The sequence below is a fragment of the Halobacillus mangrovi genome (assembly GCF_002097535.1).
In the GTDB taxonomy this organism is placed as follows: Bacteria; Bacillota; Bacilli; order Bacillales; family Halobacillaceae; genus Halobacillus; species Halobacillus mangrovi_A.
On the sequence record NZ_CP020772.1, the window covers coordinates 1945219 to 1962125 of the forward strand.

At 39.8% G+C, this 16907-nt stretch carries 14 protein-coding genes and 5 tRNA genes; 18 read left to right on the forward strand and 1 reads right to left on the reverse strand.

Features of this window, described 5'->3' with window-relative positions:
- Positions 1 to 287: 287 nt before the first annotated feature.
- From HM131_RS09415 to HM131_RS09500, 18 genes are all read left to right on the forward strand, one after another.
- Positions 288 to 1925, forward strand: a complete 1638-nt coding sequence (locus HM131_RS09415; RefSeq protein ID WP_198162752.1) for a Na/Pi cotransporter family protein — start codon at positions 288 to 290, stop codon at positions 1923 to 1925.
- A gap of 582 nt (positions 1926 to 2507) precedes the next feature.
- Positions 2508 to 2584 (forward strand) — tRNA-Met (locus HM131_RS09420).
- 28 nt (positions 2585 to 2612) lie between these two features.
- A tRNA-His gene (locus HM131_RS09425) sits at positions 2613 to 2688 on the forward strand.
- Between the two features lie 3 nt (positions 2689 to 2691).
- A tRNA-Ile gene (locus HM131_RS09430) sits at positions 2692 to 2768 on the forward strand.
- A gap of 14 nt (positions 2769 to 2782) precedes the next feature.
- Positions 2783 to 2875, forward strand: a tRNA-Ser gene (locus HM131_RS09435).
- 57 nt (positions 2876 to 2932) lie between these two features.
- Positions 2933 to 3005 (forward strand) — tRNA-Phe (locus HM131_RS09440).
- A 205-nt stretch (positions 3006 to 3210) separates the two neighbouring features.
- The gene (locus tag HM131_RS09445) at positions 3211 to 3825 is read left to right on the forward strand and encodes a superoxide dismutase (protein ID WP_085029520.1); all 615 of its coding nucleotides are present in this window, start codon (positions 3211 to 3213) and stop codon (positions 3823 to 3825) included.
- A gap of 107 nt (positions 3826 to 3932) precedes the next feature.
- On the forward strand, positions 3933 to 5168 hold the full coding sequence (locus tag HM131_RS09450; protein WP_085031910.1) for an MFS transporter: 1236 nt from the start codon (positions 3933 to 3935) through the stop codon (positions 5166 to 5168).
- A 90-nt stretch (positions 5169 to 5258) separates the two neighbouring features.
- Positions 5259 to 7406, forward strand: coding sequence for a peptidoglycan D,D-transpeptidase FtsI family protein (locus HM131_RS09455; RefSeq protein ID WP_085029521.1), 2148 nt, complete (start codon positions 5259 to 5261; stop codon positions 7404 to 7406).
- A gap of 160 nt (positions 7407 to 7566) precedes the next feature.
- Positions 7567 to 8544 (forward strand): PstS family phosphate ABC transporter substrate-binding protein, encoded by a 978-nt coding sequence (locus HM131_RS09460; RefSeq protein ID WP_085029522.1) that lies wholly within the window; start codon positions 7567 to 7569, stop codon positions 8542 to 8544.
- 87 nt (positions 8545 to 8631) lie between these two features.
- Positions 8632 to 9579 (forward strand): phosphate ABC transporter permease subunit PstC, encoded by a 948-nt coding sequence (pstC, locus tag HM131_RS09465; RefSeq protein WP_085029523.1) that lies wholly within the window; start codon positions 8632 to 8634, stop codon positions 9577 to 9579.
- Positions 9579 to 10457: a phosphate ABC transporter permease PstA gene (pstA, locus tag HM131_RS09470; RefSeq protein ID WP_085029524.1), complete on the forward strand. Its 879-nt coding sequence runs from the start codon at positions 9579 to 9581 to the stop codon at positions 10455 to 10457. Before pstC ends, pstA begins: the two co-directional genes overlap by 1 nt.
- A 23-nt stretch (positions 10458 to 10480) precedes the next feature.
- Complete coding sequence (gene pstB / locus HM131_RS09475; RefSeq protein WP_085029525.1) at positions 10481 to 11332, forward strand: phosphate ABC transporter ATP-binding protein PstB; 852 nt, start codon at positions 10481 to 10483, stop codon at positions 11330 to 11332.
- A gap of 30 nt (positions 11333 to 11362) precedes the next feature.
- Positions 11363 to 12019: a phosphate signaling complex protein PhoU gene (gene phoU, locus HM131_RS09480; protein ID WP_085029526.1), complete on the forward strand. Its 657-nt coding sequence runs from the start codon at positions 11363 to 11365 to the stop codon at positions 12017 to 12019.
- Positions 12020 to 12298: 279 nt separating this feature from the next.
- Positions 12299 to 12448 (forward strand): 50S ribosomal protein L33, encoded by a 150-nt coding sequence (gene rpmG, locus HM131_RS09485; RefSeq protein WP_035551360.1) that lies wholly within the window; start codon positions 12299 to 12301, stop codon positions 12446 to 12448.
- A gap of 58 nt (positions 12449 to 12506) precedes the next feature.
- Positions 12507 to 13067, forward strand: a complete 561-nt coding sequence (locus HM131_RS09490) for a 5-formyltetrahydrofolate cyclo-ligase (protein ID WP_198162753.1) — start codon at positions 12507 to 12509, stop codon at positions 13065 to 13067.
- Positions 13068 to 13169: 102 nt separating this feature from the next.
- Positions 13170 to 14132, forward strand: coding sequence for an L-lactate dehydrogenase (locus tag HM131_RS09495; RefSeq protein ID WP_085029528.1), 963 nt, complete (start codon positions 13170 to 13172; stop codon positions 14130 to 14132).
- A gap of 353 nt (positions 14133 to 14485) precedes the next feature.
- Positions 14486 to 16018: a rhomboid family protein gene (locus tag HM131_RS09500; protein WP_085029529.1), complete on the forward strand. Its 1533-nt coding sequence runs from the start codon at positions 14486 to 14488 to the stop codon at positions 16016 to 16018.
- Here HM131_RS09500 and HM131_RS09505 read toward each other — a convergent pair.
- Complete coding sequence (locus HM131_RS09505; RefSeq protein WP_085029530.1) at positions 16012 to 16872, reverse strand: hypothetical protein; 861 nt, start codon at positions 16870 to 16872, stop codon at positions 16012 to 16014. The two genes, HM131_RS09500 and HM131_RS09505, sit on opposite strands and share 7 nt — an antisense overlap.
- Positions 16873 to 16907: the final 35 nt, after the last annotated feature.

Sequence of the window (16907 nt, forward strand, 5' to 3'; positions counted from 1 at the left end):
TCGGATCATGAAAAATACAGCAGAAAAACCGAAAGCAAGTTATAGCATTGAAACGTAAAAAACAACATAAGAAACCATAAGGAAGTGTCATCCTAGAGATGGCGCTTTTTATTTTTTGATTTTTCTAAAACACATGGATTTTACGTGGGTATAAACTCAATGTAAATTTATTGTTAAGATTGGCGTATATCCTTTACAAATAAAATGCCTATCGTTAATAATGAATAAGGTGTTTTGAAAAAAAGAGAAAAATGTAGAAACTTGGATGAAGAAAGGGATGAGAATAATTGGATATCAATGTGCAGCAGATGATATTTGAATTCATTGGAGGTCTCGGAATCTTCCTGTTCGGTATTAAGTATATGGGAGACGGACTCCAAAAAGTGGCTGGGGACCGCTTGAGGGAGCTATTAGATCGATTTACGAGCAATCCTTTGATGGGAGTAGTTGCTGGTGCTGTTGTTACTATGCTTGTTCAGAGTAGTTCAACAACTACCGTATTGACGGTAGGTCTTGTTAACGCCGGTTTTATGACATTTAGGCAAGCCATCGGTGTAATTATGGGTGCTAATATTGGAACGACAATGACTGCATTTATTATAGGTATTGATATTAAAGAATATGGCCTTCCTATATTAGCTGTAGGTGCCTTCTTGATTTTCTTCTTTAAAAATAAAAAGGTTACCAACATCGGACAAACCGTCTTTGGTCTTGGTGCATTATTCTTTGGACTGGAAACGATGAGTGGCGGAATGAAACCACTTCGTTCTTTGGAGGCCTTCCAAGAATTAACATTATCCATGAGTGATAACCCTGTTCTAGGTGTTGTCATCGGAACCTTATTCACGGTTATTGTACAGAGCTCAAGTGCCACGATTGGGATCCTTCAGGGATTATTCGGAGAAGGGCTCATGAGTCTAGATGCGGCCCTGCCAGTTTTATTTGGTGACAATATAGGAACTACGATTACTGCTGTTCTCGCTGCTATCGGAGCGAGTGTGGGAGCTAAACGCGCAGCTTTCGTACACGTGATTTTCAACGTTCTTGGTGCTACCGTATTTCTATTGCTGTTAAAACCTTACACCTTATATGTAGAGTGGTTGCAAGGGGCCTTGAACCTTGAACCGGAGATGACCATTGCATTTGCTCACGGTTCTTTCAACATCGCTAACACAATTGTACAGTTTCCGTTTGTAGCTGTATTGGCTTGGATTGTTGTAAAACTTGTTCCTGGTGAAGACTCTTTGATAGAATTTAAGCCAAAGCATCTTGATCCAATCTTTATTGAGCAATCACCATCACTTGCTCTCGACCAAGCAAAAGAAGAAGTCATCCGCATGGGTGAATATGCTTATAAAGGTTTGGAAGAAACAAGTCTTTACTTGAACAACAAGCAACAAAAGCACTCCGAAATTGCTATGCAAATCGAAGATGCATTGAATAATTTAGACAGAAAAATTACGGATTATTTAGTGGACTTGTCTCAGGCTTCTTTGACAGATGAAGAAAGCCATAAACACTCTGCACTAATGGACTCTGTAAGGGATCTTGAAAGAATTGGAGATCACTTTGAAAATATCATCGAGCTCATTGATTATAAAAATTCAAATAAAGTTAATTTGACTCCTCAAGCCATCGATGATCTGAATACGATGTTCGATCTAACCTTGATGACAGTTAAGCAAGCAACCAAAGCTTTAGAAAATATGAGCCGAGAAGAAGCGTTGGCTGTCGTTCAGAAAGAGAATGAATTGGATCGCATGGAACGCAGTTATCGTAAGAAGCATATCATTCGTCTGAATGAAGGGGTTTGTACTGGACAAGCAGGGATCGTATTCGTTGATATGATTAGCAATCTTGAGCGAATCGGAGACCATGCTGTTAACATCGCTGAAGAAGTGTTAGGAGAAAAAGAAAGCTTATAAGAAAAACAGAGAAGCAGCTGCTAAATAGTAGCTGCTTCTTTTTGAATAGTGGAGCTCTTATGGCCTATTCTGACAGGATAAACGAATATATTTCCATAGTGAATCATCTGTATTAAATGGACTGTTTCTACTTTTGCATACGTTCCCGTTCCACCAAAAAATAGCAAGGTGAGAGGGGAAATGGTGAGACTCCTGCGGGAATGGTATGGCTGGGAAGACCCCACGGGGTGGCAAACCGAGGAGGCTTGCCTTCATCCCCGCGGAAAGCGATCCATTTCCACGACCACCTCTCCAGATGACTAGGTAACGGAAACAGCCCCATCTAAACAAAGCTATTATCTGGAATCCAAGTCTTTTAGGATAAGGAGGCGATTCTTAAAAAAGGAGGGTTTCATGTTATTATAATAACCAAGTACCTTGCGACTAGAGTTAATAAAAATTCTTTTAAAAAAAGTCTTGAAAGGTACCCGAGTCCGTGCTATATTATTTTTGTCGCCAAAAACGGCAGGGGAAATTCTTCTTGACGTTTTAGGGTGAACATGATATATTAATAAATGTCGCTTCGAGAGAGTGACATCAGATGGCGGTGTAGCTCAGCTGGCTAGAGCGTACGGTTCATACCCGTGAGGTCGTGGGTTCGATTCCCTCCACCGCCACCATTATTTTCATACATAATTAAGCGTCTTGGCGGTTGTGGCGAAGTGGTTAACGCACCGGATTGTGGTTCCGGCATTCGTGGGTTCGATTCCCATCAACCGCCCCATGTGGACCCTTAGCTCAGCTGGTTAGAGCTATCGGCTCATAACCGATCGGTCGCAGGTTCGAGTCCTGCAGGGTCCACCATAATTTTATCATCCGGAGGAGTACCCAAGTCTGGCTGAAGGGAGCGGTCTTGAAAACCGCCAGGGGGTTTACGCCCCGCGGGGGTTCGAATCCCTCCTCCTCCGCCATGATACATATCAATATCTGAGCGCTATACTTCATCTGAGAAAAAATTATACCTTTATGGCTCGGTAGCTCAGTCGGTAGAGCAACGGACTGAAAATCCGTGTGTCGGCGGTTCGATTCCGTCCCGAGCCACTTTTAGAATAACAAGCTACTTGGCTTGTTATTTTTTATGTTTGAATTTCAATATTAAGGGAATTCTTAATATCGGAAGATAAGTTATCTTTCCAGTTGCAAAACATTTGCAACTGCAAGTACGGTTTGATAATGTAAAATTGAGAAGAGACGGGCAAGTCTCATTCTTAATTTTACATATTAATTTAAAGGAGGAGTTTTCATTATGGCTAAATTTGAACTACCAGAATTACCTTACGCTTATGACGCACTAGAACCTACTATTGATAAGGAAACAATGAACATCCACCATACGAAGCACCATAACGGCTATGTAACAAAGCTGAACAATGCTTTAGAAGGACATTCAGATCTTCAAGACAAGTCTCTTGAGGAACTGCTTTCAAACAACCTGTCCGTAGTACCTGAAGACATTCGTACGGCTGTCCGCCGAAACGGTGGCGGTCACGCAAACCACAGCCTATTCTGGACAATCATGTCCCCGAATGGCGGTGGAGAGCCGACTGGTGACTTGGCTACTCAAATTAACGATACGTTCGGCAGCTTCGATCAATTCAAAGAAAAGTTTGAAGAAACTGCTAAAGGCCGCTTCGGATCAGGTTGGGCTTGGCTAGTTGTGAATAATGGCAGCCTTGAAGTCATTGACACATTGAACCAAGATTCACCGATTATGGAAGGTAAAACTCCAATCCTTGGTTTGGATGTTTGGGAACACGCTTACTACCTGAACTATCAAAACCGTCGTCCTGATTACGTTTCAGCATTCTGGAACGTAGTAAACTGGGACGAAGTATCTAAGCGTTTCGACGCTGCTAAATAAGCATAACAAGAGTTCGGTAAGGCATGGATGTTTATCCATGCCTTTTCTTTTTGTATATCTCCTTTCGTTCTGACAACACTATGAAAGAACGCAAAGGAGACATGGATATGGTGAGTAAGCTACGTGCGTGGCTGAGCCACGAAAATGTATCAAAAGATCTGTTATTGCTGTTATTAATAGGAGGCTTATACTCCCTTGGCATATTTTTATCCAGTACATTTGTGAACATTTATTTATGGAAGCAGTCCAACAGCTATACAGACATTGCGCTCTACAATTTAAGCATCTATGTTTTGCAGCCTCTAACTTTTATATTTGCAGGCAAATGTGCAAAAAAAATTGACAGGGTCATCGTACTTCGTACAGGTGTAACCGTACTGTCATTGTTTTTTTTGACTGTTCTCATTGTAGGAGAGAAAGCTGCTACTTTTAATATTATGCTGGGTGCGCTGCTCGGTGTTGGATATGGATTTTACTGGCTTGCTTATAACGTTTTGACGTTTGAGATTACCGAACCGGAAACCAGGGATTTTTTTAATGGCTTCCTAGGTGTACTACAATCTCTTGGGGGAATGAGCGGTCCTTTGCTTGCAGGATTCATTATATCCCGGCTCAATAACTTCACAGGATACACTGTTATATTCGCAATATCCTTTGGATTATTTATTGTTGCCGTTTTAGTTAGTTTTGGTTTATCCAGAAGAAAAGCAAACGGGAATTTCTCCTTTCGAAGGATTATTAATGAAAGAAGAAATAATAAGAACTGGAAAAGGATTTTAAATGCCCATGTGGCTCAAGGATTCAGAGAAGGCGTCTTTTTATTTGCTGTTTCTATTTGGATTTTCTTAATGACAAGGGATGAACTATCCATTGGGGTATTTAATCTTGTTTACTCCGGATGTTCTTTCCTCTTTTATTTTTTAGTAAGCAGAATTGTGAAACCAAGAAGGAGAAAAAAAGCAATATTTTTAGCGGGGCTGGTTCTGTATTTAAATGTGTTGATTTTGTTAGTAAGTAAGAGTATGTCCTTGCTCCTTCTTTACGCAGGGATAGCAGGGGTGTTTTTCCCATTGTTGTATGTTCCTTATTTATCCCTCACGTATGATGTGATCGGAAAGTCATGGAACGCGGGGGAAATGAGAATTGAATATATTGTTGTGCGGGAAATATATCTCAATCTAGGGCGGATTCTCTCCATTCTTACATTCTTAGGCGCAATCACAGTCATTACACCTGAGACGGGAATCCCTTATATACTTCTGTTAGTGGGAGGAGGCCACTTTGTAATTTACTTCTTTATAAAAAATATTGACACGAAAATGATGAAAACGACACATAATTGAAACAAATCTCCCATGAGTCTCGTCTATTATTAAGTAGGAAAAAGATGCTATAATAGTTACGGATTTTGTTGAAAAAGGGAGAGGGCAATCATGGGGAAAAAGAAGAATGGTCTAAATAAGAAATCACATCTTCCTTTTCGTTTGAATGTGGTATTTTTTGTAGTGTTTTTACTTTTCGCTGGCATTATTTTGCAACTTGGGGTGGTTCAAATATTAAATGGAGAAGAGGCTCAGGACGAAATTGACCGTACAGAAAATACAACGACTAATATTCCCGTACCAAGAGGTGAAATGTACGATCGTTTCGGACGTGTCATTGTTGACAACCAGCCCCTCTATTCCATTACATATACCCCGCCAAAGGGTGTCCAGCCTGAGGATCGGCTAGAGCTGGCTGAGAAACTCGCCAAGTATATAGATATGGATTTTGAAAATAAACTGAGTGAACGTGATTTAAAAGAGTACTATTTCTTAAAACATCGCGATGAAATGCGAGAACGGATTGCTGACAAAGATACCTCAGATTTAGATAATGGGGAAGTTTATCAACTTCAGTTAGACAGTATTAAGAAAGAGGAAATTGAGGGGTACGACGACGCTATTAAAGAAGTTATTGTCATAAAGAAAGAATTGGATAAAGCTTATGCTCTTTCTCCTCATACCGTAAAAAATGCAGATATTACAGAGAAGGAATATTCAGCTGTAGCCGAACACTTAGCCAACTTACCGGGTATTAATGTGACAGCTGATTGGAAAAGAGAATATCCTTTTCAAAATACTTTTCGCAACTACATCGGCAGTATTACTTCTACAGAACAAGGAGTGCCTCGAGACGATTTAGACTACTACATGTCTCTTGATTACAGTCGTAATGATCGTGTAGGCATTAGCGGACTAGAACAAGAGTATGAAGAAGTACTCCGTGGAACAAAGGAAAAAGTTCAATACGAAACAGATAAGAACAATAATGTAGTGGACTCCAAAGTGATTCGGGAAGGTGAACGGGGGAAAGACCTTGTTCTTTCCATTGATATGGAACTTCAGAAAAAAGTTGACCAGATTGTTCAAGAAGAATTAGCTAACGCTATAGCAAAAGCTCCACGGGAGAACCGTTATTTAGAGAATTCCGTGGCTGTTGTTTCAAATCCGAACACAGGAGAAGTACTTGCGATTTCAGGTCAAACCTATAATCGTGATCCTGAAGAAGGGGAGGACCGCTTTTCTGACACTTCCCATCAGGCTGTTTACAATGCTTATACACCGGGGTCTACAGTTAAAGGTGCTACCATTTTAACTGGCCTCCATGAAGGTGCGATTGATCCTGGTTTTGGACTTAATGACAAGCCCGTTTCGATTGCAGGTGATGTGAAAAGGTCTTACACCCCGAATATCGGATGGATTAATGACGTATCAGCACTACAGCAGTCTTCAAACGTGTATATGTTCTTCTTAGCCATGCGTATGGGCGGAGTGTATGATATGCAATACGATCGTCCCTCGCTTCGTTTAGAAGATGGAACGTTTGAAAAGTTTCTATACAACTTCAATCAGTTTGGGTTAGGGGTAGAAACTGGATTAGATTTTCCTTATGAAGAAACTGGTTTTAAAGGTGATAATCCATTGCCAGGAAACATTTTAGACTTTTCTATAGGACAATATAGTACTTATACAGCTATGCAGTTGAACCAATACGTCTCCACTATTGCTAATGGAGGAGATCGCATTAAACTTCAGTTAGTAAAAGAAATCCATGATCCATCTAGCAAGACAGAAGGACTGGGACCAATCTATAAAGACTATTCGCCGAAAGTGTTAAATCAAATTGAAATGGATCCTGATTATATTGACAGAGTTCAAGAGGGCTTCCGCCAAGTCTTTCAAACGAGCCAAGGTACAGCTAGCAGTGTTTTCTCAAAAGAACCTTACGCTCAATATAGAATGGCTGGTAAAACGGGAACCGCAGAATCAAGGAAGTACATTCCAAGAGAAACTGGTGATGGCTATTATGGTGTGGATACATTAAATAAAACGTTGATCGGCTATGCACCCTATGATGATCCGGAAATTGCGTTTTCTGTAATGACGCCTTATGTAGGCATTGGAGCTACTCAAACGTACAGTGTTAGTAATAATATTGGAGCGCGAATCGGACAAGCCTATTTTGAACTAAAAGAAAAACGTTCAAGAGAAGGTGTAGAGATGGATATAACTAAAGAAGGAACAAATACTAAAGAGTGATACAAGACGTATCACTCTTTTTTTTTCTGCAAAATTCGCCAATTTACAAAACCTTAACGTTTCATTTATATGTACTTAAAACTCTCTCGTTAATATATAAAATGTGAGTTGGCCAAGCCAGCAGGAAATAATCAATTAACAGACATAGGGGGAAAAAGAAATGAAAAACTTTAAGAGTTTAGCTCTTATGCTTGCATTTATCCTTGTATTAGGCGTACTTGCAGCTTGCGGATCATCTGAAGGTAATGGAGAAGAAAACGGTGAAGAAGGTTCTTCTGAATCTGTCTCTGGACCAATCGCAATTGACGGTTCTTCTACAGTATTCCCGATCATGGAAAACCTTGTTTACACTTATAGCTCAGAAAACCCAGAAGTTAACGCTACTGTTAACAGCTCAGGTTCTGGTGGAGGCTTCAAGAAATCCACTAAAGGTGAAATTGATTTGAGTAATGCTTCTCGTGAAATCAAACAAGAAGAAGAGAAAATTGCTGAAGAGAATGGCGTTGAACTTAAGCCGCTAACTCTTGCCTATGACGGACTTTCTGTCGTGGTTTCCTCTAAGAACGATTTTGTTGATGAGCTTTCTGTTGAACAACTTAAACAAATTTTCCTTGAATCATCTGAGGCGACAAAATGGTCTGACATCAACCCTGAATGGCCAGATGAAACAATCAAGATTTATGCTCCAGGTCACGATTCAGGTACTTTTGACTACTTCGATGAAGTAATTTTAGAAGAAAAACCAATGAAAGAGGGTAAAAACACAACTCTTTCTGAAGATGACAACGTTCTTGTTCGCGGTATTCAAAACGACCCGAATGCGATCGGATTCTTCGGTTATGCTTACTACGCTGAGAATAAAGACAGCTTGAAAGTTCTTGGAATTAAAGATGGTGAAGATGCTGAAGCTGTTAAACCATCTGGTAAAACAATTCAGGACGGTTCTTACACGCCACTTTCTCGTCCGCTGTTCACCTATGTTAATGTAAATGCTTATAAAGAGAAGAAACAAGTTCAAGACTTTGTAAAGTACACGTTGAACAATGCAGCTAAAGCAGCTGAAGAAGTAGGTTATGTAGCGCTTCCTGAAGAGAAATATCAAGAACAGCTTGATAAAATTAAAGGCTGGACTGAGTAACAGCTGATTTTGAAAATCTAACAAGGTGGGTGAGGCTGTAAATGGTCTCACCTTGCCTTTTGGTGATGGATGAAAGGAGTTTTATTGATGGACAAAAGTTTACAATCCGGGGGAAATAGATTGAATGTCCAGCAAATGATAGAGCAAAGAAAGCAAAAGACAAGTTTTGGGGAAAGAATAGAAAAAATAATCCCATGGTTTTTGTTGCTATGCGCCGTTGTTAGTGTTTTGACTACAGTTGGTATTTTATTTACTTTATTACGTGAATCTGTTGGTTTCTTTTCAGATGTTTCTTTAGTTGATTTTTATACAGGGACAAGTTGGTCACCATGGTCTGGTGAGTATGGAGTTGCTCCATTGATTGGAGGAACACTGCTCATTACTCTAATTGCTACCGTTGTAGCAGTCCCGCTTGGGCTCATGTCAGCCATTTTTTTGAGTGAGTATGCAAACGACAAGGCGAGACGCGTTATTAAACCAGTACTAGAGGTTTTAGCGGGAATCCCGACAGTTGTTTACGGTTATTTTGCTTTGACATTTGTCACTCCGATGTTTCAGTCATTTATTCCTGACCTAGGAATATTCAATGCATTAAGTGGTGGATTTGTTGTAGGAATTATGATTATACCAATGGTTGCTTCTCTATCTGAGGATGCCATGAACTCTGTTCCGAATGCTCTTCGTGAAGGTGCTTACGGATTAGGAGCAACCAAATTAGAGGTAGTATTTAAAGTAGTACTGCCAGCTGCATTCTCAGGAATCGTAGCTTCCATTGTACTTGCTATTTCCAGAGCGATCGGAGAAACAATGATTGTTACGATTGCAGCTGGAGCTACACCAAATCTCACAATGGATCCAACACAATCCATTCAAACAATGACTGCCTTTATCGTGCAGGCAGCAACTGGGGATACGACTTTCGGCTCTACCATTTATTACAGTCTATATGCAGTAGGAATGACGTTATTCGTATTTACCTTAATCATGAACTTAATTGCACAGTATATTTCACGTAGGTTCAGGGAGGAATATTAATGCTTGGACAGAACGAACAAGGAATAAAAAAGCGTATGGAAGGCCGGGTCTTGATCAATAAGATCATGATGGTGCTGTTTTTCCTGGCAACCACCGTTGGTCTTGTGTTTCTGGCGCTTCTATTTTACCGTGTATTGACTCAAGGAATTGGATATTTAAGCTGGGATTTTATTAGTAGCTTCCCTGCACCTTATCCTGAAGATGCAGGAATATGGGCAGGTTTAATCGGCTCTATTTTGTTAATGGTTATTGTAGCGATTGTTTCAGTAATTATAGGGGTCGCATCTGCTATTTATTTAGAAGAATATGCTTCTCAGAATAAGTTTACTGATTTTATCAGAGTGAACATTCAAAACCTGGCAGGAGTACCATCCATTGTATTTGGACTTCTTGGCCTGACCTTCTTCGTATATATGTTCAACTATGGCTATACTTTGATCGCAGGTGGTCTTACCATGGCATTATTGATTTTGCCAGTCATCGTTGTGGCATCCCAGGAAGCGTTAAGGTCAGTGCCATCAGAAATTCAGGAAGCTTCGTACGGTATGGGAGCTTCTAAGTGGCAGACGATCGCTAGAGTTATTTTGCCAGCAGCCTTGCCAGGAATCTTGACGGGAACAATCATAGCCTTATCAAGGGCAATTGGTGAGACAGCACCGCTAATTATTGTAGGTGCAGCAACGGCAATCTTTACACTTCCTGACTCATTATTAGCGAAATACACGGTTATGCCGATTCAGATTTATAACTGGACAGGAAGACCACAGGAAGAATGGCAATTTGTGGCTGGTGCAGGAATTATTGTCTTACTAGCTATTCTACTATTAATGAACTCAATTGCTGTGTTAATTCGAAATAAATTTCAACGACGCCTTTAATTATGGATGAGGAGGGTTTCATAATGAGTAAACTTAAAGAGAACCAAGAAACTGTAGGTGGATTTACAAGTACTGCGCCTTCAATAGATAAAAAAGAGAAGAAGCAAACACCAAGCAAAGTAAATAATGTAATAGAAGTGAACGATTTAAACCTTTGGTACGGTTCCGATCAAGCTTTGTATGAAGTAAATATGAATGTGCCAGAAGAACAGGTGACAGCGATTATTGGACCGTCTGGCTGTGGAAAGTCAACGTTCTTAAAAACTTTGAACCGCATGGTTGAGATGGTACCTATCGTGAAAACATCTGGTTCTATCAAATATCGTAATGAAGAAATTTTCAGCAATAAATTCAAGCAGGAATACCTGCGTACAAAAGTCGGTATGGTATTCCAAAAACCAAACCCGTTTCCAAAGTCTGTTTATGATAACGTAGCTTACGGTCCGCGTGTTCACGGCATCAAGAAAAAAGAAGTGCTTGATCAAATTGTAGAAAAAAGCCTAAAAGATGCAGCAATTTGGGATGAGCTAAAAGATCGTTTGAATGAGAATGCTTACGGCTTATCAGGCGGACAACAGCAACGTGTTTGTATCGCTCGAGCCCTAGCTGTAGAACCTGATGTTATCCTAATGGATGAGCCAACCTCCGCACTGGATCCGATTTCTACGGCTAAAGTGGAAGAGCTTGTTCAGGAATTAAAGAAAAAGTACAGCATTATCATCGTGACACACAATATGCAGCAAGCCGCACGTATTTCTGATAAGACAGCGTTCTTCTTAAACGGAGAACTAATCGAGTTCGCTGAAACTGATAAGCTATTCCAAAACCCTCAAGATAAGCGAACAGAAGATTATATTACTGGACGCTTTGGTTAATAGAATAATTCAGAAAGAGGGGGGATTCGAATGTCTGTTCGAGCTCATTTCGAGAAGGATTTAAATGATTTGAAAGAGCAAATTAAGGATTTAGCACTTGATACAAAATATTCTCTTGATTCAGCCATTCATGTTCTGTATCAGGGGGATGTTGAGAAAGCAAAGAAAATCATTGAAGACGATTCCATCATTGATGAAAAAGAAGAAAAAATCAATGATGACGCAATATTAATGCTTGCCAAGCAGCAGCCAGTGGCAAGAGACCTTAGAAGATTGATTACTGCTATCAAAATTTCCTCAGATTTAGAACGTATGGCAGATCACTCGACGAATATAGCTAAAGCGACTCTGCATCTGGGTAAAGAACATGGAATTGAAATTGATCCAGAACTCCGTGAAATGGCGATTTTAGTAATGGATATGGTTGATTTAGCGATCAAAGCCTTTGAATACGAAGATATTTCTCTAGCCAATAAACTAGGAGAAATGGATGATGTTGTCGATCAGAAATGCGGCGATGTAGTGAAGAACATGCTTGAACTAACAGCCATCAATCATGAACAGATTCAGCATATTATGCAAATGGCCTATATCGCACGTTATATCGAACGTTTTGGAGACCATATTACAAACATCGGTGAAAACATCTTTTATCTTGTTAAAGGTAAACAATATGATTTAAATTAGAACAATTTACAAGAGGATGCTTACTGAGGCATCCTCTCTTATTATGGTTATCTTTCTTAGCTGACCATTTTACTTCAGTAAGGAAGTGCTGCTCTTTTTGTCATCAAAATTTCTAATTCAATTTAACAAACAATATAAAATTGAGCCTTTTACCCATAAAGTTTCTACAGGTTAATACAAGAAATGCACTTGAAAGTAAGGGTGTAATTTGTTATTATTATTAAGTCTGATAATGTGGTTTAAGACAGTGAAAAGATTTGTTGACATGGAGGGATAACAATGCGTGTAAATATTACACTTGCTTGCACCGAAACTGGTGACCGTAATTATATTAGTACTAAAAACAAGCGTAAAAACCCTGAACGTTTGGAGCTTATGAAATATAGCCCACGTCTAGGCAAGCATACGCTTCACCGTGAAACTAAGTAAAACAGTAGGAATTTATCCTACTGTTTTTTTTATACCATATTGTAGGAGGAGGATGGCGGTGAACAAGTCAGATCTAAGAAAACAGGGTAAAATAATGTTGAAAAGCTTGACTTCAGCAGAGAAGCATGAGAAGGAAGCTTACATGTATGAGCACCTGTTTCATTCTGAATTATGGAAAAAGGCACAAACCATTGGTGTTACAGTCTCACAAGCGCATGAGTGGTCTACTTTTCCTATTATTGAACAGGGATGGCAAGAACAAAAAATTGTGAGCGTACCTAAATGCGATCCTGATCATAAGGAGCTTAATTTTTATCAGCTTAGCGATTACAGTGAATTAGAGACTGTCTATTTCGGTTTGAAGGAACCTGATCCTGCTAAGACCAAATACTTACCCAAGCAGCATATTGATTTGTTGATCGTGCCAGGTCTTCTCTTCAACTCCAAGGGATACAGAATCGGATATGGGGGCGGCTATTATGACCGTTTCTTAACGGGTTTTCCAGGTGCTACCATCATGATTGCTTCTGAGGAACAAAGGCATGAGCAACTTCCTATCGAAGAATTTGACAGGAAAGTAGCCAATATTATTACCGAACAAGGAATGGTAAGTACGTGATTTATTTCGCAAAATAGTCATGAACTATTTTCTTTTATTTCCCTATAAGAGTATGAAATGTTTTACAATATAGATAAGTTATCACACAGGGAGTGGTTATGGATGGAACATGTAAATCGTGTTGCTTTAATAGGTACAGGCGCCGTCGGATCTAGCTATGCTTTTGCTCTTTTGAACCAGGGTGTTGCGGAAGAGCTCGTTATGATCGACCTCAATAAAGAGAAATCTGAAGGAGATGCTATGGATTTAAATCATGGCCTTGCCTTTGCGCCTGCCAATAAGAAGATTTGGTTCGGAGATTATGAAGATTGTCAGTCGGCAGATATCGTGGTTATTACAGCGGGAGCTAACCAAAAACCAGGGGAAACTCGACTTGATTTATTGGAAAAAAATACGGCTATATTTAAATCTATCGTCGATTCTGTTATGAATAGTGGTTTTGATGGTATCTTTATCGTGGCTACTAATCCTGTGGATATCCTGACCTACATGACATGGAAGTTCTCTGGGCTGCCTTCACACCGAGTAATTGGATCTGGAACAATTTTAGATACTGCACGTTTAAGGTTCCAATTAAGTGAATACTTCCAATTAGATTCTCGAAATGTCCACGCCTATATCTTAGGTGAACATGGGGATTCTGAACTCCCTGTTTGGAGCCATGCAAACGTTGCTGGTCGCTCTGTATATGACCGGATTAAAGACCACCCTGAGAAGTATGATATAAAAGACCTTGACCAAATATTTGAGCAAGTAAGGGATGCAGCTTACCACATCATTGAGCGAAAAGGAGCAACTCATTATGGAATAGCAATGGGGCTTGTAAGACTGACGAAAGCTATTCTTCATAATGAAAATGCTGTACTAACAATCTCTGGATACGTAGATGGGCCTTACGATGTGAGGGACCTGTACATTGGTGTACCTGCGATTGTGAATCGAAAAGGTGTCCATGAAATTATTGAATTAAATTTGACTCCAGAGGAAAAGGCTAAATTCGCTAACTCAGCTTCAGTACTGAAAGAAACCATGACCCCTGTACTTAATCAATATGTCAGTGTATAGATATGACAAAGCCGACAGAAAATAAGCACATCAATAGACCGAATAGGAGTGGATGTGGTGCGCCGGCTTATGCAATGGATAATTATTGTTAGCTCCTTTATTTTTGGGCTTTATCAACTTAGATATCGTGTGTTAAATGTCATTACACAGGTGCCGGGGTTAAGGAAAATACTTGTAAGAGCATCAATGAATATTCCTTGGCTCAGACAACGATTGCTGTCAAATATCTTTCAGAGGGAATAGAGCGGAAAGAGGAAAGCTGCCAAGCGTATTGGCAGCTTTTTTAAAAGCAGTTCCATGGAGAGGAAGATAACCTCCGTGGTATGATGAGTGTTAGAAAGGGGGAAGACAAGATGCATATAGAACAGGAGTATTTCTTTTGGAAGTTAATCCATGACCTTGTCGTTGTGCAAGAGTTTGATGTTCTTCATATGAATACGAAGGATCAGGAAGTATGGCTGGAAAAGGAATATAATTGGAAAAATCATGTTGTAAGGCTGAAACACACTCAAATCAATTGGAGAAATGAATTGAAGCGTGATGTGCAGATTACATATCAGCAGTTGAAACAGAATCGCCAGCTGTTTCGTGGCGGGAAAGTTGTTTTACACAGTTTATATGTATCTGAATTCCCCCCTGTAGACGAATGGGAAGACATCAAAGAAGATTTGAAAAGTGAACGGTTCGACTCTTACATTTATTATCTGGATGATGAAAAGAAAGAGAAAGAACGATCACGTTTCTACAGTTTTTTTGATATTGAGGATGCAATATTAGATCACAATATTTCTGAGTTTGAAATGGAGTCAATTCTTCCTTATTTGAAGCAGCAAATAGTATTAAAACATAAAGAAAGGAAAAAGGAAGCTCAAAATGCTTTTCAATTTGGGAAGCCTATTATGACCTACGTGCTGCTAGCCTTAAATCTGCTTGCTTTCGCTTATGTAGAATGGCAAGGAAGCAGCACTTCTGTTTTGACTCTTATCGAATTCGGTGCTAAATACAATCCAGGAATAATAGAAGGAGAATGGTGGAGAATCGTAACTTCCATGTTCCTTCATATCGGGTTGCTCCATCTGTTCATGAATATGCTTGCTTTATTTTACTTGGGAAATGCTGTAGAGAGAATATATGGAAGTTTCCGCTTCACGGGGATCTATTTTTTAGCCGGGATTTTCGGAGGAATCTCAAGTTTCATGCTTAACCCTCATGTTGCGGCAGGTGCCTCTGGTGCTATCTTTGGGTTGTTCGGAGCTCTTCTTTATTTTGGAGTGAGAAACCGCAGGCTGTTTTTCAGAACCATGGGCTGGAATTTACTATTTGTCATTGCATTAAATATTGCTTTTGGAGTGTTGGTTCCTCAAGTCGATAATGGTGCCCACATGGGTGGTCTTGTCGGAGGATTCATCGCTTCGGTTATTTTCAGCCTTCCTAAAAAGAAGAGCATTGCCGTTCAGTCTGCTGCTTCTATTGCTTATATAGTGATTTTAGCTATAATGATTAGTTTGGGGCTTCAGAATGTCTTTAACGGCGAGCAGACACTCAGTCAAGTACAGGAAACCCAAGAGTTGAACCAAAATGGAAAGTATGAAGAGGTCATATCAATTACATCTCAAGCTTTGAAGGAACCAGGTAGTTACGAAGCGGCATTGAGGTTTAACAGATCCTATGCTTATATTCAAGTTGGAGAAAAAGAAAAGGCGAAGGAAGATTTAGAGGTCGTCGTAGAAAAAGAACCCGATCTGGCTGAGGCCTATTACAACCTTGCCATTTTGCACCAACAAAATGGAAATAAAGCAAAAGCAGCTGATTTTGCCAAAACAGCTGCTGAGCTTAACCCTGATAATGAGGATTTTAGAAAGTTAGCTGATAAATTATCTCAGTAGTATTGAATAAGTTGATGCTTTTTCCCTGTATCATCTTCAAATAAGACCATCAGGTGTTTGCCATTATTATCAAACAGAATTAAGGGAATATAGCTTTGGATCGGATGATTGGTTTGCGTATCAGCAATTCCCAGGATGTAGTTTTTGTAAAGACCTTCCCAAAGCTGTCCTTTGATTCGTTGAAAGTTTTCTTCGGTCGTTCCTGGGAATGGTTTATCCTCATAATCGGCTAAAGCTGTCAGCGGAACGAGCGTGTATTGGTTTCTTGGAACTTGGTAGTAATTGAGCAATTCCTCCCATTGAGCTTCAATTTGCTGCTGTATACTATGATCCAGCCGCTTTTTCCATTCCTTTTCTTCAGAAGAAGAAGGTTCATGGAACGCTGTACGAGTAGAATGAGGGGAGTCGATGACATATAGAGTATCTTTAGAAGTCGCTTGGATACTCTTTATCGGTTCTTCTCCCCGATGTATTTCACCATGATGAAAACTGATCGCCTCATATTTCTTACTATCCTCACCGTGCAGCGACGTCTGCTTAGATATTTCTGATACGTTCTCCTCCCATTTGCTCATAATTCCTTTTAAGCGTCCATTCACATAGAGTAGAGAAACATCCTGACGCAAATACATTTTCTCATCTGTCTTTGAAGACATATCCCAAAGAACCTCATACTCATCTTCATCTTCCTGCGAGGCAAATTCTAAATTAGTCTTATAGGAAGTGAATTGACTCTTTTCATCAAGTGGAAAGTACTTAATGACAGCTTCCTCACGAAAATACTCTCCCAAAAAAGCAATAAACAAAGCTAGAACAAGAGGACCCAGCACCCAGTACAACCACACTTTTTTCATAAAAACATCCCCTTAAAATCTATCCTATAAGTGGT